At 41.4% G+C, this 24,162-nt stretch carries 24 protein-coding genes; 15 read left to right on the forward strand and 9 right to left on the reverse strand.

Annotated features, from left to right (window positions below; translation table 11 throughout):
* The first annotated feature begins 104 nt into the window (after positions 1-104).
* From CSV76_RS08865 to proS, 4 genes are all read left to right on the forward strand, one after another.
* On the forward strand, positions 105-1,379 hold the full coding sequence (locus tag CSV76_RS08865; protein WP_233204443.1) for a sensor histidine kinase: 1,275 nt from the start codon (positions 105-107) through the stop codon (positions 1,377-1,379).
* Positions 1,376-2,251, forward strand: coding sequence for a response regulator (locus CSV76_RS08870; protein WP_099625342.1), 876 nt, complete (start codon positions 1,376-1,378; stop codon positions 2,249-2,251). Before CSV76_RS08865 ends, CSV76_RS08870 begins: the two co-directional genes overlap by 4 nt.
* A gap of 98 nt (positions 2,252-2,349) precedes the next feature.
* Entirely contained in the window at positions 2,350-3,639 is a 1,290-nt protein-coding gene (locus tag CSV76_RS08875) for a cation:dicarboxylate symporter family transporter (RefSeq protein WP_099625343.1), read from the forward strand.
* A gap of 159 nt (positions 3,640-3,798) precedes the next feature.
* Entirely contained in the window at positions 3,799-5,235 is a 1,437-nt protein-coding gene (gene proS, locus CSV76_RS08880; protein ID WP_099625344.1) for a proline--tRNA ligase, read from the forward strand.
* 323 nt (positions 5,236-5,558) lie between these two features.
* Here the strand turns inward: proS and CSV76_RS08885 are convergent, their stop codons facing one another.
* Positions 5,559-7,751: a DNA topoisomerase III gene (locus CSV76_RS08885; protein ID WP_099625345.1), complete on the reverse strand. Its 2,193-nt coding sequence runs from the start codon at positions 7,749-7,751 to the stop codon at positions 5,559-5,561.
* A 268-nt stretch (positions 7,752-8,019) separates the two neighbouring features.
* On the opposite strand from CSV76_RS08885, the gene CSV76_RS08890 reads away from it, so the two are divergent.
* Complete coding sequence (locus tag CSV76_RS08890) at positions 8,020-8,457, forward strand: GatB/YqeY domain-containing protein (protein ID WP_085427835.1); 438 nt, start codon at positions 8,020-8,022, stop codon at positions 8,455-8,457.
* Positions 8,458-8,486: 29 nt separating this feature from the next.
* Here CSV76_RS08890 and CSV76_RS08895 read toward each other — a convergent pair whose 3' ends face one another.
* The gene (locus tag CSV76_RS08895; RefSeq protein WP_099625346.1) at positions 8,487-9,110 is read right to left on the reverse strand and encodes a hypothetical protein; all 624 of its coding nucleotides are present in this window, start codon (positions 9,108-9,110) and stop codon (positions 8,487-8,489) included.
* A gap of 431 nt (positions 9,111-9,541) precedes the next feature.
* On the opposite strand from CSV76_RS08895, the gene CSV76_RS08900 reads away from it, so the two are divergent.
* On the forward strand, positions 9,542-10,756 hold the full coding sequence (locus CSV76_RS08900; protein WP_085429049.1) for an acyl-CoA dehydrogenase family protein: 1,215 nt from the start codon (positions 9,542-9,544) through the stop codon (positions 10,754-10,756).
* Positions 10,757-10,876: 120 nt separating this feature from the next.
* Here the strand turns inward: CSV76_RS08900 and CSV76_RS08905 are convergent, their stop codons facing one another.
* Positions 10,877-12,394 (reverse strand): ABC transporter permease/substrate-binding protein, encoded by a 1,518-nt coding sequence (locus CSV76_RS08905; RefSeq protein WP_085427837.1) that lies wholly within the window; start codon positions 12,392-12,394, stop codon positions 10,877-10,879.
* A complete protein-coding gene (locus CSV76_RS08910; RefSeq protein ID WP_085427838.1) occupies positions 12,387-13,337 on the reverse strand; it encodes an ABC transporter ATP-binding protein in 951 nt (316 codons plus the stop codon). Before CSV76_RS08910 ends, CSV76_RS08905 begins: the two co-directional genes overlap by 8 nt.
* 168 nt (positions 13,338-13,505) lie before the next feature.
* Here CSV76_RS08910 and CSV76_RS08915 point away from each other — a divergent pair, with 168 nt between their 5' ends.
* The 6 genes from CSV76_RS08915 to CSV76_RS08940 all read left to right on the forward strand — a co-directional run bounded on the left by CSV76_RS08915 (position 13,506) and on the right by CSV76_RS08940 (position 18,563).
* Complete coding sequence (locus tag CSV76_RS08915; protein WP_099625347.1) at positions 13,506-14,537, forward strand: ABC transporter permease; 1,032 nt, start codon at positions 13,506-13,508, stop codon at positions 14,535-14,537.
* Position 14,538: 1 nt separating this feature from the next.
* On the forward strand, positions 14,539-15,216 hold the full coding sequence (locus tag CSV76_RS08920; RefSeq protein ID WP_099625348.1) for an ABC transporter ATP-binding protein: 678 nt from the start codon (positions 14,539-14,541) through the stop codon (positions 15,214-15,216).
* Positions 15,217-15,410: 194 nt separating this feature from the next.
* On the forward strand, positions 15,411-16,385 hold the full coding sequence (locus tag CSV76_RS08925; protein WP_099625349.1) for a c-type cytochrome: 975 nt from the start codon (positions 15,411-15,413) through the stop codon (positions 16,383-16,385).
* Between the two features lie 89 nt (positions 16,386-16,474).
* A complete protein-coding gene (locus CSV76_RS08930; RefSeq protein WP_099625350.1) occupies positions 16,475-17,104 on the forward strand; it encodes an alpha/beta hydrolase in 630 nt (209 codons plus the stop codon).
* A gap of 12 nt (positions 17,105-17,116) precedes the next feature.
* Positions 17,117-18,004 (forward strand): hypothetical protein, encoded by an 888-nt coding sequence (locus CSV76_RS08935; protein WP_099625351.1) that lies wholly within the window; start codon positions 17,117-17,119, stop codon positions 18,002-18,004.
* Complete coding sequence (locus tag CSV76_RS08940) at positions 17,997-18,563, forward strand: hypothetical protein (protein ID WP_085427843.1); 567 nt, start codon at positions 17,997-17,999, stop codon at positions 18,561-18,563. Before CSV76_RS08935 ends, CSV76_RS08940 begins: the two co-directional genes overlap by 8 nt.
* A gap of 53 nt (positions 18,564-18,616) precedes the next feature.
* Here the strand turns inward: CSV76_RS08940 and CSV76_RS08945 are convergent, their stop codons facing one another.
* The 3 genes from CSV76_RS08945 to CSV76_RS08955 form a co-directional block, all read right to left on the reverse strand.
* Complete coding sequence (locus tag CSV76_RS08945) at positions 18,617-19,519, reverse strand: EamA family transporter (protein ID WP_099625352.1); 903 nt, start codon at positions 19,517-19,519, stop codon at positions 18,617-18,619.
* A 161-nt stretch (positions 19,520-19,680) separates the two neighbouring features.
* Positions 19,681-19,920 (reverse strand): hypothetical protein, encoded by a 240-nt coding sequence (locus CSV76_RS08950; protein WP_099625353.1) that lies wholly within the window; start codon positions 19,918-19,920, stop codon positions 19,681-19,683.
* 16 nt (positions 19,921-19,936) lie between these two features.
* A complete protein-coding gene (locus tag CSV76_RS08955; protein WP_085429050.1) occupies positions 19,937-20,203 on the reverse strand; it encodes a DUF3243 domain-containing protein in 267 nt (88 codons plus the stop codon).
* 196 nt (positions 20,204-20,399) lie between these two features.
* Between CSV76_RS08955 and CSV76_RS08960 the strand changes: the two genes are divergently transcribed.
* Positions 20,400-20,873 carry a general stress protein gene (locus CSV76_RS08960; RefSeq protein ID WP_099625354.1) on the forward strand — a complete coding sequence of 158 codons (474 nt, stop codon included), beginning with the start codon at positions 20,400-20,402 and terminating at the stop codon, positions 20,871-20,873.
* A gap of 93 nt (positions 20,874-20,966) precedes the next feature.
* Here CSV76_RS08960 and CSV76_RS08965 read toward each other — a convergent pair whose 3' ends face one another.
* Entirely contained in the window at positions 20,967-21,176 is a 210-nt protein-coding gene (locus tag CSV76_RS08965; protein ID WP_099625355.1) for a CsbD family protein, read from the reverse strand.
* Positions 21,177-21,315: 139 nt separating this feature from the next.
* Entirely contained in the window at positions 21,316-21,438 is a 123-nt protein-coding gene (locus CSV76_RS17835) for a hypothetical protein (protein WP_255396859.1), read from the reverse strand.
* Between the two features lie 155 nt (positions 21,439-21,593).
* Between CSV76_RS17835 and CSV76_RS08970 the strand changes: the two genes are divergently transcribed.
* On the forward strand, positions 21,594-22,790 hold the full coding sequence (locus tag CSV76_RS08970; RefSeq protein WP_099625356.1) for an MFS transporter: 1,197 nt from the start codon (positions 21,594-21,596) through the stop codon (positions 22,788-22,790).
* Between the two features lie 260 nt (positions 22,791-23,050).
* Entirely contained in the window at positions 23,051-24,130 is a 1,080-nt protein-coding gene (locus CSV76_RS08975; protein WP_085427849.1) for an AI-2E family transporter, read from the forward strand.
* The last annotated feature ends 32 nt before the right edge of the window (positions 24,131-24,162 follow it).

Here is a 24,162-nt window from a genome sequence, read left to right on the forward strand (position 1 = left end):
ATGTACCTTCTTACAGTACCCGTAATATCCAAGTCCAAAACTGTACAATGTTTTTCTGGTTGCTATAATACGTGTACGATTACTTATTTATTAGGAGCAGAATGATGAATGTAAAATTAATGTGGCGCCAAATATATCAATCGGAAGCGGCTAGAATTGCCTTTATTGCAATCTTGACAGCTCTGACCGGCGAGTTGAAAGTGATGCCGTTTGACGACGAGATGTTCCGTTTTGCGCTGGGCGGTATAGTATTCTTTTTATTAATACTTATTTATCCACCTGTCTCTATTTTGCGCACGGGATTTGTTACAGCAGTTACGGTAGTAATATTTCGTGTAATGAAGGAACTATGGCTTGGTGCTGATTTGCTTGAGAGTTTACAAATGCATGTACCTGTCTTTTTGTTTTACTTTATCGTGGCGGTAGGCTGGCATTTTGTCGGTCTTGAAAAGTATAAATCTTTACCACTTCGACTAGGTGCCTTAGCTTTCGTATTTGAAGTAGTGAGCAACACGTCAGAGCATGCACTGCGTAACTGGTGGTTACATAGTTCACTGCTTAATGGTAAGGAGTGGGGGATTCTAGTGGGGGTCGCATTATTGCGAAGTTTCTTCACGGTGGGATTATATAGTTCTGTGGCATTATCAAAAGAGAAGCAGCGTGTAGAGGAGATGCTTGGGGTAGGTTCGGAGTTATATGCGGAAGCATTGTATTTACAAAAGTCCATGAACCATATAGAACAAATCACTGCATCGAGTCATGATTTATACCGCAAGCTCAAAAAAGAGAATCAACCGGAACTTAGCACCCAAGCGTTACACATTGCGCAGGAGATCCATGAAGTGAAAAAGGATTCTCAGCGAATTTTGGCAGGGTTATCAAAGTGGACAACACGGCAACAAGTAGAAGTGTTTTACCTGTCTGATTTACTCGATATGGTTGTCACTGCGAATGAAAAGTACAGTGAAATGATCGGGAAGAAATGCACGTTGGAAACAGTAATTGATGGGGACCTTCAAACAAGCCAACATGTCCCTTTGCTCGCAATATTGAATAATTTGACGGCGAATGCTGTGGAGGCCATTGATGAAAAAGGTCAAGTACTCATTACAGTCGAAACTGATGAAAAGTGGGTGCGCTTTAGTGTATGTGACACAGGAAAAGGGATTCCTTTTGAACATGAAGACATTATATTTGAACCAGGGTATACAACGAAATTTACAGATCAAGGAACAGCAGCAACAGGTATCGGGTTATCGCATGTCTGTGCAATTATCGATGCAATGCAAGGTACAATTGTTGTAAAGCGTCTCGAACAAGGACTGAATGTACTAGTGGAAATCCCTATAGAATCCATTATGGAGGAGATTGAAGCATGAGATATTTTATCGTAGATGACGATAAAGCAAGCCGTGCGATGCTGAAAAATATTTTGGCAGAGCAAGAAGGAATTGTGATTGGTGAGGCGGAAAGTGGAGTGAAAGCCATTCCTCAAATACTTTCCCTTGCACCAGACGTCGTATTGATCGATTTATTGATGCCTGAACTTGACGGGATCGAAACAATTCAACAGTTGAAAACACAAGGCTATAATGGACAATTTATTATGCTGAGCCAAGTAGTGAACAAAGAAATGGTTGGCGAAGCCTATGAAGTCGGTGTCGAATTCTTCATACATAAGCCAATCAATCAAATAGAAGTGCAAAGCATCGTGCGACGTACAGCGGAACAGTTACGTCTAAAAAACTCCCTATTGACGATTCGGGAATCGCTGGCACAATTCGGTTCTGTTGAACAACCTAAAGCACAGCAATCAGTGAAAGATATTGTTCTAAAGAAGCTACATGATATGGGAATCTTCAGTGACAGCGCGAGTCGAGACATCGTAGCCATCATGGAAGTCTTGAACGAGCAGCGAGCTATTCAATTACCGCCTCTAAAGGAACTATATGAAGCTGCGTTGACAAAGTTGGGTGTGCCAGATGGAGACATCTCCAAAGAAAGTAAGGCGATGGAGCAAAGAATCCGACGTTCCATCCTTACGGCGATGGAACATTTAGCATCACTTGGCGCGGTAGATTATACAATCGATGAATTCGAATACTATGCCCCACGCTTCTTTGATTTCCAAGAGATTAGTCTGAGAATGAAACAGATTCAAGAAGAAAACTTTGAAGTCAGGCCAGTTAAAGTGAACAGTAAGAAGTTTCTGCATGTGTTATATATGGAAACAATAGAAGGACGAAAATAGTTTTTGTAGGATGTTGTAGAATTTTGTAGGGCCCCCGTAAGATATGAATAAGTTACTGAAAGAAAGCGTTTTCAGAGAACATCTAAGGGGGATTATCGATGAAAAAGATATTTAAATTGTCTTTGGCTTACCAAATATTAATTGGATTGGTTTTAGGTATTGCAGTCGGTGCAATCTTCTATGGTAATCCTAATGTAGAGAGATACTTACAGCCAATCGGCACGATGTTCATCAATATGATTAAAATGATTGTGGTACCTATTATTATTTCCACGCTAGTAATCGGCGTAGCAGGTACTGGTGATATTAAGAAATTAGGTAAACTTGGCGGTAAAACGCTTTTATATTTTGAAATTGTAACAACGATTGCGATTATTGTGGGTCTTATGTCAGCAAATATTTTCAAGCCAGGTGAAGGCATCGATATGTCTTCTCTTGAAAAAGGTGACATCTCGCAATATGTAGAAACGACAGAAGAAGTTCAAAATGGTGGCTTCATGGATGTGCTAGTCGGCATCGTACCAAGTAATATTGTAGACTCGATGGCAAATGGCGATATGTTGCCAATCATTTTCTTCTCTGTGTTATTCGGATTAGGTGTAGCGGCAATCGGGGAGCGCGGCAAACCGGTGCTGGATGTTTTCCAAGGGGTCGCAGACGCAATGTTCTGGGTAACGAATATGATCATGAAGTTTGCACCGTTCGGCGTATTCGCGTTAATTGGTGTAACGGTATCTAAATTCGGTTTGGAATCACTCATTCCGATGGGTAAATTAATGGTTCTTGTATATGCAACGATGATATTCTTCATCATCGTCGTGTTAGGCGGGATCGCGAAGATGGTCGGCGTGAACATCTTCCACTTAATGAAAATCCTAAAGGATGAGTTAATTCTAGCATTTTCTACATCCAGTTCAGAAACAGTGTTACCGAAAGTAATGGAGAAAATGCAAAAGTTCGGTTGTCCAAAAGACATCGTATCTTTCGTAGTACCGACTGGCTATTCGTTTAATCTAGACGGATCTACACTTTATCAGGCATTGGCGGCAATGTTTATTGCACAAATGTATGGAATCCAGTTAAGCATTACGGAACAAATTACATTGGTGTTAGTTCTGATGATTACGTCTAAAGGAATTGCGGGCGTCCCTGGTGTTTCATTCGTCGTGTTACTTGCAACGCTCGGAACAGTGGGCATTCCGCTTGAAGGATTGGCGTTCATCGCGGGTATCGACCGTTTGCTAGATATGGCACGTACAGTAGTAAACGTAGTCGGAAACGCACTTGCAACAGTAGTCATGTCGAAGTGGGAAGGTCGCTTCGGAGAGGATACTGTGAAAGTAGAACGCGAACCACAATTTGTCTTTGCAGAAGAAAAATTAGTGTAATCGAAGGCTGTCCTCTTCATTGAGGGCAGTTTTTTTATGGAATTTAAGAGGTTAGACATGCATTGTGACGGCATTCAATTGTAGGAATGCTTGATTTGTTATATGATTAACAGTATGGAATAACAAGAGTGCGGTTTTTACTAAGGAGGAAATGAAGTAATGAGCAATCAGCAAAATGATTTTACGAAATGGTATATCGATACAATCCAGAAAGCGGATTTAATGGATTATACACCAGTGCGTGGATGTATCGCGTTTAAACCGGACGGCTATGAAATCTGGGAGCATATTCAGGATGAAATGAATCGTCGTTTTAAAGAGACGGGTCACCGTAACGCTTATTTCCCTATGCTAATTCCAGAGTCATTTTTCGAAAAAGAAAAAGATCATATCGAAGGATTTTCTCCAGAATTGCCATGGGTAACAGAAGCCGCGGGCGAGAAATTGGAAGAACGTTTGGCGCTACGTCCAACGTCTGAAACGATGATTGGTCATTTGTATTCTGACTGGATTAAAAGCTATCGTGACCTTCCTGTACTGATCAACCAGTGGGCAAACGTATTCCGCTGGGAGAAAAAGACGCTACCATTCATTCGTACGTCTGAATTCTTGTGGCAAGAAGGACATACTGCACACGTAGATGAAGAAGAAGCGCGTCATGAAACGATGCAAATGCTGGAAATCTACAAAGAAGTTGTTGAAGAATTACTTGCGATTCCGGTATATGATGGTCAGAAAACACCATCTGAGCGTTTTGCGGGTGCAATTGATACATTCTCGATTGAAGCGATGATGAAAGATGGTAAGGCAGTACAAGCCGGAACTTCACATTATCTCGGCACAAAATTTGCAGAAGCATTTGATATCAAATACTTAACTAAAGAAAACAAGCACCAGTTCGTGCATACAACATCTTGGGGTACGTCAACACGCTTGATCGGCTCTGTTATCATGGTCCATGGTGACGAGCAAGGTCTTGTATTGCCTCCACGCGTTGCACCGACGCAAGTTGTGCTGATCCCAGTTGGTCCTTGGAAGAAGAATCCGGCAATCATGGAAAAGCTGGATGAAATCTACGCTGAATTGAAGTCTAAAGGTATTCGTGTACGTCTTGATGATTCAGACCAATCTCCAGGCTTTAAGTTTAACGAGTATGAATTAAAAGGTGTTCCGGTACGTCTAGAACTTGGACCACGTGATCTTGAAAATGATCAAGCATTAATGAAAGCGCGTGACGGTGGCGAGAAAGTGGCTGTTAGTCTGGCTGAAGCTGTTGCTAGCATCGAGCAAGAATTACAGACGATGCAGAAGCGTTTGCTTGAAAATGCGCGTACGTTCCGTGATGAGAATTCTCATACGAACATCGATACGCTCGATGAGTTAAAGAAGCATATTGAAGATAGTGAAACTAACGAAGAGATCCCTGGTTGGATTCTGGCAGGTTGGTGTGGCGATGATGCATGTGAAGAGCATGTGAAAGATGAGACGAAGTTTACGACACGTAATATTCCGTTCGATCCACCAGCAGAGAAGTCCACTTGTATTAATTGTGGAAATGAGTCGAAGCATACCGTTTGGTTTGCACGTTCTTACTAATAGAGAAATCAAAAGCTGTCCCACGAAGTTTCCGTGGGACAGCTTTTTTAGTGATGTTTAGTTGGAATGCTGTAAGAGATGACTTTGTGAGTGCGATGGGATGGAAGCTTCAGCTGGCGGACGTTTTCCCATGGGCCCGCGGTGAGTAAACCGGTTCGCTAGTTCAAAAATGTGCTCCTAACGCTTCGCTTTGGAATTAGCGTGTAAATTATTGTTTTGTCTTAAATTATTTAAGTTCAATACGGTTTACAACACTTACTTCAATGCACAATAAATAGTATCATCCCCAACCCAACACCAACGTTCAGCCAATCCCTCTGAAGTTAGTCGTCCAGTTTCAATCCTTTCAACGCATCTGCGAATGGATTGTTTATCGGCTCGTCTTCGTCGTTCTTCTTCAAATACTTCTGCACATCGCGCTTGTTTACTTTGCCTTTTGATGCTTTCTCACGCCGTTCTTTGAATACCGAGAGCTTTTCGCGGTAGCCGCATTTGCATGTGAAGATCTGGCCATCGCCTTCACCACGAAGCTCCATCTTCTTCTTACACTGTGGACAGCGTGCGTTCGTGACGCGTGAGACGTTTTTACGATGGCCGCACTCACGATCTTGACAGACAAGCATTTTGCCGTGTTTGCCGTTTACTTCTAGCATCGGCTTGCCACAGTCAGGACATGATTTTGTTGAGATATTATCATGCTTGAACTTCGCTTCACTAGCTTTAATCTCCGATACAATCTCTTTCGTATAGCCTTTCATCTCATTGATGAAAGCTTTCTTTTTCAGCTGACCTTTGGCAATTTTCTCTAGTTTTAGTTCCCATTCAGCCGTTAGTAAAGGAGATTTTAGTTCATCTGGTACTAATTCGAGTAATTGTTTCCCTTTATTGGTTACGTGAATATCTTTACCACGCTTTTCAATTAGGAAAGAGTTGAATAATTTCTCGATAATGTCCGCACGTGTTGCGACCGTTCCGAGTCCGCCTGTAGATTTCAATGTGTCTGCGAGTTTCTTATCCTGTGTGCCCATATATTTCGTCGGATTTTCCATGGCGGATAAAAGAGTTGCCTCATTGAAACGAGCGGGAGGCTTTGTTTGACCGGATGTTTCTTTAATAAGTTTGATGTCGAGCTTATCACCTGCTGTTAGTTTAGGAAGCAATTGCTCTTTTGCATCTTGTTCGATTTCATCTTCATCAAATTGGTTGTCATAGACTTCTTTCCAACCCGCGACTAGAATGGTTTTTCCGCGCGCTGTGAATTTCTCGTCTGCTATTTTTGCATGAACTGTCAGCTGTTCGTATTCATGCGCAGGGAATAAGACAGCCAGGAATCGTTTGACGACTAAGTCATAGATTTTTCGCTCGCGGTCCGATAGTTTATCCCGCAAGACGATTTCTTCAGTCGGAATAATTGCGTGGTGATCAGATACTTTGCTGTCATCAACGAATGATTTATTCGCTTTGATTGGTTTCTTTAATATCTTATTTGCAAGTGACCGGTATTCTCCTATGCCGACGGTCTTCAAGCGTTCAGGAAGCGTTGCAACGAGATCGCTTGAGAGGAAACGAGAATCCGTTCGTGGATAGGTCAGTATTTTATGTTGCTCATATAATTTTTGCATGATATTCAGTGTGTCTTTTGCTGAGTAGCCAAACATTTTATTGGCATCTCGCTGTAACTCCGTCAGATCATAAAGGCCTGGGGAGAATGTTTTTTTGGCTTTCTTTTCGACATTTTCAATAATTGCAGCTTTGCCGTCTGCTTTTTTGACGATAGCCGACAGTTTATCCCGATCGAATGAACGCGTATCACCCGTTTTGGAATCTGCCCATGTCAATTTCAAGTTAGAATCGGATTGAGCCTCAATACCGTAGAATGTTTTTGGACGGAACGTATTAATTTCATCTTCGCGCTGCGCGATGATTGCGACGACAGGCGTCTGGACGCGACCGCAGTTGAGTTGTGCATTGAATTTTGTAGTCAGGGCACGCGTAGCGTTCAGCCCGATGTACCAGTCAGCTTCAGAGCGTGCGACGGCTGCTTCGAATAGATTTTCGTAGTCTTTGCCAGGTTTTAAGTTGGCGAAACCGTCTTTAATTGCTTTGTCCGTGACGGAGGAAATCCATAGACGTTTTACTGGTTTATTGACCTTTGCCTTTTCGATAATCCAGCGTGCAACGAGTTCTCCTTCGCGTCCTGCATCTGTTCCAATAATAATATCAGAAACGTCAGGGCGTACAAGCTGCGACTTCACGGCATTGTATTGTCGGCTCGTTTGTTTGATGACCGTCAGTTTTAAATCCTCAGGCATCATAGGTAGATCATCGAGTTTCCATGTTTTATACTTTGTATCGTAGTTTTCAGGATCAGCGAGCGTTACTAAGTGTCCGAGTGCCCATGTCACGATATATTTATCGCCTTCCAAATAGCCGTTCCCTTTTTTATTGCAGTTCAGCACACGGGCAATATCCCGTGCAACAGATGGCTTTTCCGCCAGTACTACACTTTTTTTCATATGATGAACTCCTTTTTTATATACATATCGAAGAGCTCCTCCAAGCGAATAAGGTGTTGGAAAACCTTATGCTATCTGAAGGAGCTAGTAGTAAAAAGTGTAAACTAGTACTTGAGTTTCGTCAATTAAGCTATATTTGATCGTCGGGAATCAATGAGGAGAATGATAGACTTGTTTCAATCCCGATTCTCTTATAAGTTAAAAAACGCGACTGAGCACATACTTTTTTTGTATACTAGGCATACTACTATAGAAACGAGGGATTTCCATGTCAGAATTAAAAGATCGTTTAATGGCCGATATCCGAACTGCAATGAAGGAAAAAGACACTATGAAGAAAGGTGTCATTAATTTACTGCGTGCAGGTCTACAAAATGAATCGATTGAATTAAAGCGCGAACTGACGAAAGAAGAAGAAATCAAAATCGTTCAGCGTGAGCTTAAGCAAACAAAACAATCGCTTGATGAAGGTCTAAAAGCTAATCGTGAAGATATCGTGGAAGCAGAAAAAGCGAAAATTGCAATTGTGGAATCTTATTTGCCGAAACAGATGAATGTGGAAGAAGTAAAAGAGTTAATTGCTTCATTAGGTATTTCAAAAGAAGCGTCAATGGGTCAGACAATTGGTGTTGTAATGAAGGAAGTGGCGGGACGTGCGGAAGGAAAGACCGTATCGCAGGCCGTGAAAGAGTATTTGCAAAACTGAATTATGGATAAAGAGCCGGTTGACATAAGTTACTTGTCGACCGGCTTTTTCGCGTTTGTAAATGAAGCGCGTAATATATATACTACATCGTATTCTTTTAATTCATCCAAGTAATCATCTTTTTGTTCGTAGAAATCACTGGACAATGCACTAGTCGGTGCTCCTGCCGTCGTGGAAGTATAAATGAGACCTGCCAACAACATGTTATCTGAAAGTGGCAATCCTTCTTGCGGATTTGTGTTGAACAGTGACGCCATGTCCTTTAACTCCTCCAACTCTTCCTGATTACTGACACTTGCGGAACCTTTTGCATCACTTACACTCGCGGAGAATAATAGTTCCTGTTCGAGTGTTTGTGTGACTGTCATGATGATACTACCTTTCGTAGATTCGCCAGGCAAAGGAGTTTTTAACTCGCTTATAGGCTCAGCCACTAATTTTCCTTTTTCGTACTTTTCCACCCAAAGAGAAACGTCCGTATACGTCTGATCTGCTGTGTAATCGAACACAAACGCTGTGTTTGTTGCTGTTTCAAGTATTTGTTTTTCACGATCTGTAAGTTCAGGTATCGTCAATTTATTCGTGTCGGTTGCAGCACATGCACTGAGAACTAATAGGCAGCTTAAAATCATTATACTTGTCCATTTTTTCATCGCCTAGGCCTCCTTCTATATATAATTCATTATAGCATTTTACCGTACTGCCCGTAATAGTTACGTGTTTTTATAGCTTTTAATATAAATGTGTCCGAATTTATCGAATAAGTAATACTTGAATATAAAAGACATAAAAGTTCGGATGGATATTATGGAATTGAAATGACTGTTACATCATATGTAATATAGTGTTTTCAAGGTTTTATCCATTTTAATTTTGAGAAAACGCCACAAATTCAAAGGATGAATTGAATGGATTTATTAGATGTTTTATTATAATTTAAAATAAAAAAGATATTTATTTTATAGACCAATCTTTACTATTTAATAAAACATGATAATGTTGAAAGAGAACAGCCTGCTTGCTTGCTAATAGAAAAGTAGGTAAATGATAAAATGGAGTGGTAATTTTGGTAAAAAGTGCTATGATGGAAAAACAAAAACAACAAGATGGAATTATGCAAATTCCTGAATGGTGGACTTGTCCAGAAGGGCATGAAGAATTACAAAAAGCTGCACATGCGTTAGGCAAGAAAGAATTGCTGCCGCGTGCACTTATTTCTGATCAAGAGAGAAGTTATCCACGTGAAAGTTTACGTGAAGTTGCGAAGTCTGGTTATTCGGCTGTTACCATCCCGGTTGAAGCGGGTGGTCTGAAAGACGGATTCACAGCATTTGCAGTACTTTCCGAAAGCTTTGCGCATTATTGCCCATCTACGACGATGTGCTGGGTTATGCATATGACTACAGCACATACGATCTATGAAGCGGGAACAGAAGAACAGCGTCAGCGTCTATTACCACGCTTGCGTGAAGGACAAATCGGTGGCCTAGCGTTTAGTGAACGAGCGACAGGGGGTCACTTCTGGAATATCGGTAGTAAAGCGATACGAAATGAAAATGGTTACTTGCTGGACGCTGAAAAGTCATTCGTCACAAGTGGTGGAGAAGCAGACTTTTATTTAGTTGCAACGACATCTCCTGAAACGGATAATCCGGATAATTTAATGTTTTTATTGGTCGAAAATGATCAGCCGGGAGTTGAAGCATTCCCGTTCGATGCAATGGGATTACGCGGAAACGCAAGTGGTCCGATGAACTTTAAAGATGTGCAAGTAGCTCTTGAAAACCGTATTGGTGGCGAAGGTGGCATGGGTTATTTCAACGATAACACAATCGACCCTCTTTTCTTACTAGGTTCAGCAGCTTGTTGGGTTGGTATTGCACAAGGCGCTTTGAATATGGCTACAGACGGTGCTAAACGCAGAGTCCACGCAGATACAGGATCATCTGTTACAGATTATCAAGTCATTCGTCATGAGTTGGCGAAGGCGCAGATTAAAGTAGATAGCGCACGTAGTATGTTGTATCGTACAGCAGAAGCGCTAGATCGTTGCAATACGGAAGGCAAAGAGTTATCCGAGTGTTTGTACCCGTTATGGCAGTTGAAGACGCATGCGGCAGACATGGTAATTGATGTTACCAATATGGCGTTGCAAGTGTCAGGTGGCCGCGGTTATATGACAGGCCAAGTGGAAAAGTTCGTGCGTGACGGTCGTGCTGGTGCAATCATGGGACCAACAAACGAAGTGCTGCGCGAATGGATCGGTCGTACAATGATAGAAGTTCCTTGGATGGATTAATTAAATCAAAAAAACAGTCACCGGCAGAATTTTATCTGCTGGTGACTGTTTTTTATTTAGGCGTAGAAGTGAAAGGCAAGTAGGTAGCGTTTCACCTTTCACTTTTGATTTTTTCTATCTTCACTTCAACAAACCTTGTTCTTTCAAGAATGCTTCTGCTACTTCGTCAGCTTTCGCACCTTCAGAGTTCACTTGGTAGTTCATCTCGCGCATTTCATCGTCTGTTACGATTCCTGCAAGACTGTTCAACGCATCTTCGAGTTCAGGATACTTCTTCAGCGTATCTTTTCGAAGTAGCGGTGCGCCTTGGTATGGCGGGAATAGTTCTTTATCATCTTCGAGCACCGTCATATCATATTCCCGAAGTTCGCTGTCAGTCGAGTAGGCATCCATCAAGTTGATTTCGCCTGCTTCGATTGCTTGATAGCGTAGTTTCGGTTCCATTGTTTTAATGGAGGAAAACGTTATGCCGTAAAGCTTTTGAATTCCAAGATAGCCATCTTCACGATCGTTAAACTCCAGTGTAAATCCTGCTTTTACTGCATTTTCCACAGAAGCTAGATCGGACATCGTTTTTAGCCCGTACTCTTCTTGGAATGCTTTGGAAACAGCGAGAGTATAGGTGTTATTGAACGACATCGGTGTCATAAGTGTCATATCAAACTGTTCATCAAGTCCTTTTCGTGCTTGCTCATATACTTCATCGCGGTCATTGCTGACGGCTTCTTCTTTCAAGAACTCCGATATAGCAGTGCCTGTAAATTCAGGATACAAATCAATGCTTCCTGACTTCAACGCATTAAATACAAATGAAGTTTTGCCGAGCCCTGGCTTTAATTCGACAGATAAATCTGTTTGGTCTTCGATCAACAACTTGTACATATTAATAAGAATTTCAGGTTCTGCACCAAGTTTTGCTCCTATCACTAATTCGTCCTTCTTGCTGCCTCCTATGAATGGTGCGGCAATCATCAAGACGGCGGCAATCACAAAAATTGTAAATGCCGTAATGGCTTTTTTGAATGAAAGACCTTCAAATATCTTCAATACGAAATCAAAGAACAATGCGAGTAATGCGGCTGGTATTGCACCTAGTATGATTAACGAAGGATTATTCCGATCGATTCCGAGTAATATTAAATCTCCGAGTCCACCTGCACCAATCAATGCTGCAAGTGTCGCAGTTCCGATGATGAGCACCATCGATGTACGGATACCCGCCATAATGATCGGCATGGCTAGTGGTAATTCGACTTTCATTAATCGTTTTCGCGTGTTCATACCCATTGCGGTAGCAGCTTCGCGAAGGGAAGGGTCGACTTCTTTAATACCGGTATACGTATTGCGTAAAATAGGCAGCAATGCATAAACTACTAGCGCAATGATGGCGGGCACTTTTCCGATGCCGAATAGTGGGATCAATAACCCTAGAAGTGCCAGTGAAGGTATCGTCTGCATCACAGCACTCACTCCGATGACAGATTCCGCTATTTTTCGCCGATTGGTTAAATAAATCCCCAATGGCACAGCGATCAGCACAGCAATGAGTAAGGAAATTAATGAAATCTGAATATGTTCAATGAGTGCTTCAAGTAATTGTCCACGACGGTCTTGGAAAACATCAAGGAAATTATTCATTGGATGCTCCTCCCTTCACCGCTTGTTCAGCCAAGAAACGAAGAATACCTTCTCGGGTAACCATTCCAATCACTTGTCCATCCTGTTGGATCGCCACTTGATCTTCTGAAGCCAAAAACTGAAGCAGTGGGCCCCATTCGGAATTAATTGGAATTGCAAAGGATAGTGATAGATCTGTTGGAATATCTTCTATATGGTCCCTGATAGAAAATGTTTGTGCAGCAGCGGAAGCTGTAAATTCACGTACGAACGGTGAAGCAGGTTGAATGAGAATTTTCTGAGGTGTATCTACCTGTTCAATTTTCCCTTCGTTCATGATGCAGACACGATCCCCTAGTTTAAACGCTTCCTGTAAATCATGCGTTACGAATACAATGGTCTTTTGGATTCTGCGCTGTAATTCAAGCAAATCATCCTGTAGCTTCAAACGGCTGATTGGGTCTAAGGCGCTGAATGGCTCATCCATCAATAGAATCTCAGGATCTGCAGCAAGTGCACGCACGACACCCACCCGTTGTTGTTGACCACCGGACAGTTCATTCGGTTTACGCTTCCTATAAACATCGGGATCGAGACCAACCATTTCAAGTAATTCAGTTACACGTTCACGGACTTTCTTTTTCTTCCAACCGACGAGTTCGGGTACAACTGCAATATTTTCTTCAATCGTCATATGAGGGAATAAAGCGATTTGCTGTAGCACATAGCCTATTTGCCAGCGCAGCTCATGGATTGGGTAGTCGCTAATCCTCTTATCGTCAAGCCAAATTGTGCCTTTTGTAAGTGGGATGAGCCTGTTGATCATCTTGAGTGTTGTGGTTTTTCCGCAACCACTGGGTCCGACCAAAACAAGAAACTCTCCCCGTTTAATTTCTAGATTCACTGAATTCACGACTAAATGCGACATATCATAACTCTTTGAGACTTCTTCAAAACGAATCATTAACATCCCTCCTTTGTTGTTATAATTTTCACATATCACCAGAAAAATAGAAAGTTATATCACTTTAAACAGAATAATAAAAGTTGTGAAGTGTAATATGCTGTTCATTCTCCGTTCATCTTCACAAGATACGATATAAGTATAAAGAAAAATACGGAGGCGCTCGATATGAAAATCGCGTGGAAAGAAATGAAGAAAAGTAAAGCGAAGTTCTTGATTCTAGGATCCATCATATTTTTAGTCAGTTTTTTGACATTTATTATTTCAGGATTAGCGAATGGATTATCACAGGACAACGCGGCGTTGATCAAAGATTTACCGCAAGGGCAGTTTTATTTGGATAAGGATGCAGACAGTACGTATAATCTTTCAAAAATAGATGCAGAAGTACAGAAACAAATTCTCATCGATCAACCCGATGCAACTGCATTTTCGGTTCAGATGGGCTTTGTCAATGATTCGGAAGACAAACAGCATAGTGTTGCGTTCGTTGCATCTACCGGCTCGCAGCTGTTTGAAAACGTCAAAGAAGGCGAGATTGTACTGGATAGTACATTGAAAGAAGAGGGCATTAAAGTTGGGGATGTCTTAACAAATAATCAATTTAGCGGTGAATTCGTCGTCAAAGGGTTCGTTGACCAGCAAAAATATAGTCACGCACCTGTCGCATTCATCGACATGACTAACTATCAAGAAATCTATCGTGTAATGGAAATGCAGACGATTTTCATTCCAGGCAAAGATACACCAACACTAAGTGCACTAGATTCATTCTCTAATAAAGAATTTCTGAATGCCATTCCAAGTTACAGTGCGGAACAGATGTCGTTGAATATGATTGTTTGGTTCCTTGTAATCATCAGCGGTATGTTGTTTGCGATTTTCTTCTATATGATGAACGTGCAAAAAATTGGTTTGTACGGAATATTAAAAGCAATCGGCATGAAGACTATGTCATTATTTAAGATGATTTGGTATCAAATGCTTGCGATTACAGCTATTTCACTCGTGCTTTCCATTGCGCTCAGCCAAGCATTTAGCTTTATTGCCCCTGACGGCATGCCATTCCATTTAACAATGGATACCGTCTTGATGCTGTCGGCAGTATTTATGGTAGTCGGTTTTATAGGAGCAACAATTTCTGGATTCCAAGTGAAAAGAATCGAACCGCTACAAGCGATTCAACAAGGAGAGATGTAATATGTCTACCTTTACAATTGACGAAGTGAAAAAAACATTTTCTAACGGTGAAATTGAAGAAGAAGTATTAAAGGGTGTAAATTTATCGTTAAAAGAAGGAGAGATCACAGCGTTGGTCGGCCCTTCAGGTTCTGGTAAATCTACCATTCTGACGATTGCGGCTGGATTGCAGAAAGCTTCCGGTGGTGAGATTTTATTCGAAGGAAAAGACATGACTAAAATGAGCCAAGAAGAAATTCGTCATATACGTGCGACAGACTTTGGATTTGTTTTTCAGTCTTCTCACCTAGTTCCGTTCCTAACCGTAGAAGAGCAATTAGAGTTGATGCTCGATGTATCGGAAACGAAAATGAGTAAAAAAGAGCAGACTACAGCCATAGCAGATATTTTAAAGTTAGTCGATATGGAACACCGTAAAGATGCGTATCCTTCTTCGTTATCTGGGGGAGAACGTCAGCGTGTGGCAATTGCGCGTGCAATCATTCATCGTCCTAAAATCTTATTTGCGGATGAACCAACAGCAAGTCTTGATACTAAACGCTCAAAAAGTGTCATGGAATTACTGCAGGAATTAACGCGTACACTGAATTTAACGACGCTGATGGTGACGCATGATGAAGAAATGCTTCCTTACGCAGATCGTATTATTACGATGCGTGACGGCTATATAGTGGAATAAACAATCGACGGCATGACGCCGTCGATTGTTTCGCATTCTGTCACATTTAGTTTAGGCAAATGAACTACTTACACGACAAGGTTTAGTGTTAAATGAAAATGAATATCAGTCATAATTGGGTAGACTGGCATATACAAGTATGGTAAGTTAAAAGTGGTATATATGCTAAATAATAGGAAATAGGAGGAGTGGACATGAAAAGAACAACGGGATTAGCCCTAGGCTTTATTGTCGTAGTTTGTTTAGTCGTTATAGCATTTATGGGCAACCAAATGCGCATGAATAAAGACCAAGCATCAGAAACTACACAGGTAAAAGCTCCGACAGAAGAGGTAGCTGGAATTCAGCACAACCCGCCTTCAATGGACGATGTTCCAGAAGGTAAAGAAGGAGAAGCGATCAAACGCGGCTTCGATTTATTTGATGATACGTCCAATGTCTTACGTTCCGAAGCCGCTTCAGTAGAAGACGGGCTCGCACGAGTGAACGAATTATCTTGTACAAGCTGTCACGCAGGTGCCGGAACTGATGAAGGTGTTTCGTCCATGGTCGGGATGTCCGCAGTGTATCCGATGTATATCGGAAGATCTGGCCAAATGGTTACATTGGAAGAACGAATTAACGGTTGTATGGTAAGAAGTATGGATGGACAGAAATTTGCTGATGACGATGAAGACTTGGATGCAATGGTTGCATACATGACGTATATCTCAGAAGGAATTCCAGTAGGTGCAGAATTAGATTGGCGCCACCAGAACACTCTTGACGATCTACCGACACCAAACGTAGAGAATGGTGAGGACTTGTATCAGCAATCTTGTATTGCATGTCACGGTGAAAACGGTGAGGGAATTGGTTCCAACACAGGCCCGAAACTATGGGGCGAGGGATCATTTAACGACGGAGCAGGAATTGCACGTATGACTAAAATGGCGGGTTATATACAGAAAAACATGCCGGTTGGTCAAGAAGATTCTCTGTCTGACCAAGATGCAAGTGACTTGGCAGCATATGTCCTATCAAAAGATCGTCCTGAATGGAAAAATCACGACAAAGATTGGCCAGACGGCGGCCGTCCGAATGATACAATGACTAAAGAACGCCGCGATCAAATTAAAGATGGAACGATCAACTGGGACGAAGTATTAGCGAAACCTGAAAAGAAATAAGCTCTTCAACGCGTCTGTCAGATAAAGTGGCAGGCGTTTTTTTCTGTGGTAAACTAGTGGAATATAGAACAGAAAAGGGGAAGATATCCATGCAATCACCATTTACATTTGTACACACTGCACCGACGAATGTCTCAGGAAAAATGCCTGCACTATTTTTACTTCATGGAATGGGGAGTCATGAAGAAGACTTGCCGCAGTTAGTCAAAGACTTTAAAGAAACACATCATATTTTCAGTTTAAGAGGACCCGTCGTACATGGACCAGGCTATGCATTCTTCACGATTGAAGAAGAAGGCAAACCTGAACGGAATGTATTTGATAAAGTATTAGTTTATATTCAATCATTTATTCGCGAAGCCATCCAGGAGTACGATCTTGATCCAGAACGTTTAACAGTCGTTGGTTTTAGCCAAGGAGCCGTGTTAGCACAAGCACTTGGATTAACTCTGATCCCATCACTTCGTGGCGTAGTAGCCCTTAGCGGGTATGTACCCGATTTCGTAAAAAATGAATATGCTATACAATCAGTAGAAAATCAGCAAATATTCATTTCTCATGGCGACTTTGATTATGTAATTCCTTCCCAATCAGGAGTCGAAAGCAAGGAATATTTCGAATCACTTGGTGCGAATGTAACATTCAAGACCTATCAAGACGGACATGGAGTTACACCCGAAAATCAACGAGACTTGGTGACGTTTATTCAGTCACTATAAGGAGTTGGTCCGATGAAGATTAAACCGTTTTGGGCAATTTTATTGGTAATTGTGCTTATGTGGGCTGGTAATTATATATACGCGGAAAAACATAAGCTCAAGCATCCGGTCTTTCTAAATCACTATCTGGATTTAAACGCGGACTACGAACAGTATATTCCGTTTTATTTTATTACAAATAAAGAAGATACGTCTTTCATTCAAACGGTAGAATTAGGAAGTATTCGTGGAATGCCAGATCAATTCCGTGGAGATAATGGAATAGAAGAAATGGAACAATTCGGTAGGTATTCGCTAAAGAGAGTGTATATCCAATTTAATCCTGAAACATATGTGACTCCCAGTGAGACGAAGAAGTTCGATGAAATGACGGTCTACTTCTCGGAAAATCATACAACGAACTATCCAATAGGGCGAATCGTTTTCCAACCCGAAAAAGAAGAGCGTAATCCTTTGTCGTTTAAGTCGGGCTCATCCGGTGAGTACACAGAGACACGTCTGAATGTGACAGAAGCATTAGCACTAGAATCAGTAAGTACAGCATTTGATGACGCGTTACAAGATCGATTTCACATCAAATTGCAAAATGCAAATAGTAATGAAACCGTACAACCCAATCCAGTAATAGAAAACGCCGAGTGGAATAAAGCGACAGGTAGTGATGTGCGTGAGGTGAATTTTCCTTTGCATTTGGATAAAAGTGACTGGCTGACCGTGAAAAGTTATGCTGATCCTTCACTGCATGCCGCCATGGACGTGAAGATTAATTTGTCTGGTACGACGGAAACCGGCAAACCATTTACTGCACAAGTCGGTCATCTCCAGTACGAACCGGATTTGACGAAAGATTCCATTCAACAAATTATTGACGAGCGAGTGGAGGTGGCCCATCATGAATAAAGCATTCAGGCTGTTTTTCTGGGGCTATCTCTTCGTATTCTTTCGTTTACAAATAGGTATCGACATACTGGCAGCACCGATCGGTTACTATATGATTTATTCGGGAGCAGGACTACTTGCCGAACGATTTCCGATAGCGAAAAAAGTGGAACTTACTGCGTTTATTGGCATGTTGATTTCAGTGCCTGGTGTTTTTGTGAACTTAGGCGAAGTCACAAGTGGTGGTTGGACGTTGTATGCAGAATTCCTCTTCGTCTGGAAAGTAATCGTTGTATATTACTTGTTCAGTACTTGGAAATCCATGACACAACAAACCGGTCAAGCGCATATTCGTAATCGTCTACACATGTCCTATATTTGGTATGTGAGTATTAATTTCTTGATGATGCTGATGACTGCATTTTCATTGAACTTTGGCGATCATGCTTTTTCCACACTTTTTATCGCGACTAGTTTTGCAGTTGTGGCGATGGATATTATTCTTCTATTCCTTATCGCAGCTTTGCGTAGAGTGGATTGGTTAGAATATGAAACAAACAAGACTTCACTAATCCAGTGAAGTCTTGTTTGTTTTTCACATCAATATCTAGTTAATCAACATTGTTCCCTTTATTACACCCGTTTTAACCGCGTTCTAGTTCTCATCGCAAACCGTTGCAACATGGCAGGCCAAGTCATCCCGAACAATACCAAGAATATTCCAAGAAACTGCAGCAGCGTTAGTCTTTCACCAAGCAGCAACATCGAAGCAATAATCGCCACAGGTAACTCCACAGCACTCAAAATGGAAGACATACCGGCACCCACTTTCGGGACTCCGACTGAAAACAGAAATATAGGTAGAACAATGCCAAACACACCTAAAATAGCACCGTAAATCCATAATCCATCGCCTAGCATTCCATTCCATAAAATTTCCGGAGACTGGAAAAATGTAATCGCGATTGCTGCATAAAATGACATCAAAAACAACCGCGTCACGACATCCATCCCAGGAACGGGCTTTTGATTTGCCGTGACGAATGCAGCGAAACTAAATGCCGCAGCAATTCCCCATGCCCATCCTTGCCACGGAATACCACTCAAGTCCACATCGATCAAGCCTGCAGCCAGAATGGTCCCGCCAAATAAAAACAGAAGTGATACAACTTCGGACTGTTTTGGTAAACGCTTGGCTAATACACACTCATACAACATACCGATCCATGTGAATTGAAACAATAAGACAACTGCTAGCGATGCAGGCATATACTCTACCGATTTGCCGTATACGGTGCCTGTAATCGCAGTAAATAATCCTGCAATCAACACTGGAAAACTACCGCGAAATGTTGGTTTAGAGCGCTTAACAACAATAAATATAATAAGTGCCAAAAGAAATCCTGTATAATATTGGCTCGTCACTGCTTCTGAAGCGGTGAAGCCGTCTTGAATTGCTAATTTAATAATTGTCGATAAAATTCCATAACTAGCAGCCCCAAAAACAACGAGTAGCGGATACATCCACGGTTTCATGTACACAACCTCCATTTCCATCGGATCATAGTATATCACGGAAATAGTCTTTCAGATTGTGTGTTATCCATCTCATTTCCCGGGAAATATCGACAACTACTGCGGACGAATGTGGAAAAGCCGTACAATGCAATTTGCACCGTACGGCTTTTATTAGCGAATCAGTGGGGTGCGCCGTAGTCATCCGACAAGCTGCCGCCACTTAAGCGAGGGGAGTGGTTGATCTTTTCCTTCATCATATCTTTTCTTTGGTCGGGCAACGAGATGGAATCGACCGTTTGCATATCTTCATGCAAATCGAACAGACTAACTGTATTCGTTCGTAGATTTTCGGGATGTGTTTGAATCAGACGATACGTATTCGGATGATAGTGAGGGGCACTATTTTCTTTAGATACCATATCAAATCGCCTCCTATTATGCTTGACGAACCATTTTCAGAAGCATATGCGCCAAGGTATGTTGCTCTTCTTTAGAACCTGAATCCCATAACTCCTGCAATAAATACTGTTCACGGTTACGAGGCTCTTCATTGCGTGATAAATAATTGGCAATAAACGCAGTCGTTTTCGCCAACTGCTCATCGCTTAAGCCAAGACTTTCACCTTTTTCTACTTTGTCAGCAAGATAACCTTTAAAATGATTGAAGTTCTGCAAAATTTGCTCTTTCTTTTCCTCACCCATTTTCGAGATTTCGGCTTCTACGTTGTCTTTTACTCCCACTACTCAACCACTCCTTTTCATCGTGATAACTTTAGCATGTGCAAGGAGTGAAGAACTATGCATGTGTTAGTTATATGTAAAGTATGTTAAACCATGTGTGAAAATAGTCCTCGATGGGTAGAAGTAAAGCAGAGTGTTAACAAAAGGAGGTGCAAAAATGGCTGATAAACAATATGTGGGTACGTTTCACTCTCTCGATAATGTCCTTTATAAAATAACGGAACTTGAAGCGCAAGGTTTTAAAAAGAATCATATGTGTGCAGTTTCCAACGTGCGCGATGATTTAAAAGTTTTAGAAAGTGATTCTGAAATTGAATTGATTGGACTACAAGACGGTTCAGTTTGGGATCATACGCGTCGGTTGTTCAATAGTAAGGACGAAATGTTAACGATATTTATTAAAATGGGTTTTTCGAAGCAAGAATCAAAAACATTCTATAATGATTTAAAAGAAGGCGGTATTGCCTTGTTTGTCGATCATTTAACAGACGGGGAACGTGCGGAATCTGTAGACTTGCATGATAGTGCTGGACAGCAAACGGATAGCGGTGAAAATCTGGATAGTGATCCAAATGAAGAAGTAGGGAATCCTATTCCAAATAGCCCTCGAATAGGTACAGACCAGTTGTAAAAAAGAAGGATCTCCCATTGTAATGGAAGATCCTTCTTTTTTAATGGGCGTGAAAAAGCCTGCTGATTGAGCAGCAGGCTTACTGTACATAAATTACTTTTCAGGATGCGCTTCGTCATCGCTGAAATGTTCTTTCGCTTCACCAATTTTTTCTTGTGCAGCTCCTTTTGCCTTATCCCATTTACCTTCAGCTTGCATTTTTGTATTGTCAGTTAAATCGCCAACTGTATCTTTTACGCTCCCTTTAAGCTTGTTTCCCATGCCTTTTAATTTATCTTCTGTACCATGATCTTTGTTACTCATACTATCTCCTCCGTTTCGTTGTTACTATATAAATACCCACTTTTCGAACGTGAAAACATGTTTTTATAAACGCCACATATTGGGAAGAACCGGAAACCTTTTTAGGCTCCGGTTTTCAAGTGTCTGCAAATGTCTGGCATTACGGTTTACTGTTCATTCCTGCAAGGTGACTAAATTGCTCCATAAGTTTTTCCCGTGACTGCTTATTTCGCATGAGATATAGTGCGCCAAGTCCGACAGCTGTCATCGCCATTTTGTTCATTTGTCCAACACCTCCGACATACAGTATGGTGCATATTCCGTGTAATATACAAAAAACTAAATATAAAGCAATTGCTTATCTGATTATTTCCTGTTTAATTGACGTTATGATGATATAATTCCAGTATTCGCATTAAAAGGACAGGAAGTGTCAACATGAATATACAAGCTAAATCGACAATTCGTGACTTACGATTTTGGCGGATTGTCATTTGTCTCGGTATCGCATCTGTGCTAATCTTTGCTGCGATGTATGCCATCCAACCTTTATTGCCTATATTAACAAAGCAATTTAACGTTTCTGTATCCACTGCGAGTTTGGCCATGTCCATCAACACCATCGGACTGATTTTAGGGCTTGTAGTTCTGGGGTTTTATTCCGATCGTCTTGGTAGATCCGTTTTTGTGAAAGTATCCATTTTACTTACTGCGCTTTTATTCATTCCGATGTTTTTGACTGACTCGTTCACTGTCATACTCATACTGCGATTCCTGCAAGGCTTTGCTATGTCTGGGGTACTTGCGGCAGCACTTGCTTATATCAATGAAGAAATCCATGAACGGTCTGTTAGTTTGGCGACTGCTTTGTATATTTCATTTAATGGGACAGGAGGTATGCTCGGACGTTTTGTGACAGGTTATTTGGCGGAACGTTGGTCGTGGGAACTATCGCTTCAGTTATTAACCGTTGTCGGCATAGTGGTATTTGCTATCTTGGTGTTCTTCTTGCCAAAATCTGCGTACTTCGAGCCAAGTGTAGAGTCGATAAAAAAGGATATTCAGGGCTTCGGCTATCATTTGAAGAATCCTGCCTTGCTCGTTGTTTTTGGCTTGGGTATTGTGCTACAACTCAGCTTCACAGGCATGTGGACTTTCCTACCGTTTCATTTAACTGCATCACCTTTTAGCCTGACGCTGGATGAAGTGTCTTATATCTACTTTGCCTATGCATTTGGTATTATCGGGGCTCCAATGGCTGGTTCAATTGCAGTCAAGTATGGTATGAATACTGTGCGCTTTACGGGTGTCCTCTTGTTGGCTATCGGTTGCCTTCTGACTATTGCCGTCAAATTACCTTTGATTATTATCGGATATTGTATAATTTGTTTAGGCTTCTTTTCAGCTCACTCTTTGACAGCGGCTTCAGTCAGCAAGGAGGCGACGCATCATAAAGGAAGTGCGGCGAGTCTATACTTGGTATCTTATTATGTAGGTATGGCAGCGGGTAGTACGCTTGTAACGCCGTTGTGGCAATTTGCAGGTTGGACTGGACTTGCGATGTTTTCGGCTGTCGTACCGGTCGTCTACGTATTGATGATCCGCTTGCGGCGAAAGGTGTTAAGTCGTGCGTGAAGAGTAAACTGGATGCAAGTTGTTATCCAAGTATCGCTTATTTATCATAATTTAGTAGGTTTGAAAAAGTTTATATGTAGGGAAAACAAAAGAAGTACAAGTAGCGAGCCAGTGACTTTTCTAATACAAAGCCATGTGCTAAATTAGAGAAAAACCTGTGATCATACTATCGAAGTAGCTAGGTTGGTTTTCGACATAGAGGGCTCTACAACGTATACTTAAGCTAACTACATAAAATTTTACGGAAGGGACGTGAAGCATTGACGAAAAAGGTATGGTTTCAGGTCGGTGTCGGCGTCTTATTGGCGCTATTGATCACCAAGTACTTTTTAGAAGTAAATTATATTTTTAAGCCTGTCGGTATTATCTTACAGACTATTATTATGCCATTGATCTTTGGCGGACTTCTTTATTATATTACAGTACCCATTCAACATTACTTGGAAAAGAAGAACATGCCGCGATGGGGAAGTATCATTACAATTATGCTTATACTTGTAGCTGTTATTTGGATTTTAGTTGCAATTATTGGTCCAATGGTTACGAAACAAGTGAATAACTTAGTGGATAATGGGCCTACTCTTACTCGCCAAATTGAGCAACTGAAAGATCAAGTTCTTAACGAAAAAGATAATCTCCCTGAAGGATTGCAGGATTCTTTGAATTCGGCAGTTGAATCGATTCAAACGTTCGCAGTAACATTTGGAAAGTGGCTCGTACAATTTGTTCAATCATTCATCCAGGCTGTAGCTTTACTCTTGCTCGTGCCGTTCTTCTTCCTGTTTATGTTGAAGGATCATGAAAAATTGGCGCCAAGAATTTACAATCTGTTTTCGGGAAAACGACGTTTATGGGTGAAGAAAACTTTAGAGGATATTGATCACGTATTGCGTTCGTATATTCAAGGACAATTATTGATTAGTGCAATATTGGCAACACTTATTTTAATTGGGTACTCCATTATCGGATTGCAGTATGCTTTATTGTTGGCAATTCTAGCGTTGTTCATGAATATTATTCCGTTTATCGGGCCATGGATTGCGGTAGCGCCTGCTGTAATAATTGCGTATTTACAGGAACCGAAGTTAGTTATTTGGGTCGGAGTCGTTACGTTGGTCGCACAGCAAATCGACAGTAACTTAATTACGCCGAACGTCATGGGGAAATCTCTTGATATTCATCCACTGACCATCATTACGGTGTTGCTAGTAGCGGGAAGTCTCGCAGGATTCCTAGGCATCCTAGTAGCTGTACCTGCTTATGCGGTAGGTAAAGTCATTGTGCAAAACATCTATGAAATGCGAAAAGAAATTAGTGAAGCCGCCACGAAGAACGTATAGCGGCGAACCCGCCTTCTAGTCTTCAGACTGGA

Origin of the sequence: Sporosarcina sp. P17b (assembly GCF_002743115.1) — a bacterium.
In the GTDB taxonomy this organism is placed as follows: Bacteria; Bacillota; Bacilli; order Bacillales_A; family Planococcaceae; genus Sporosarcina; species Sporosarcina ureae_C.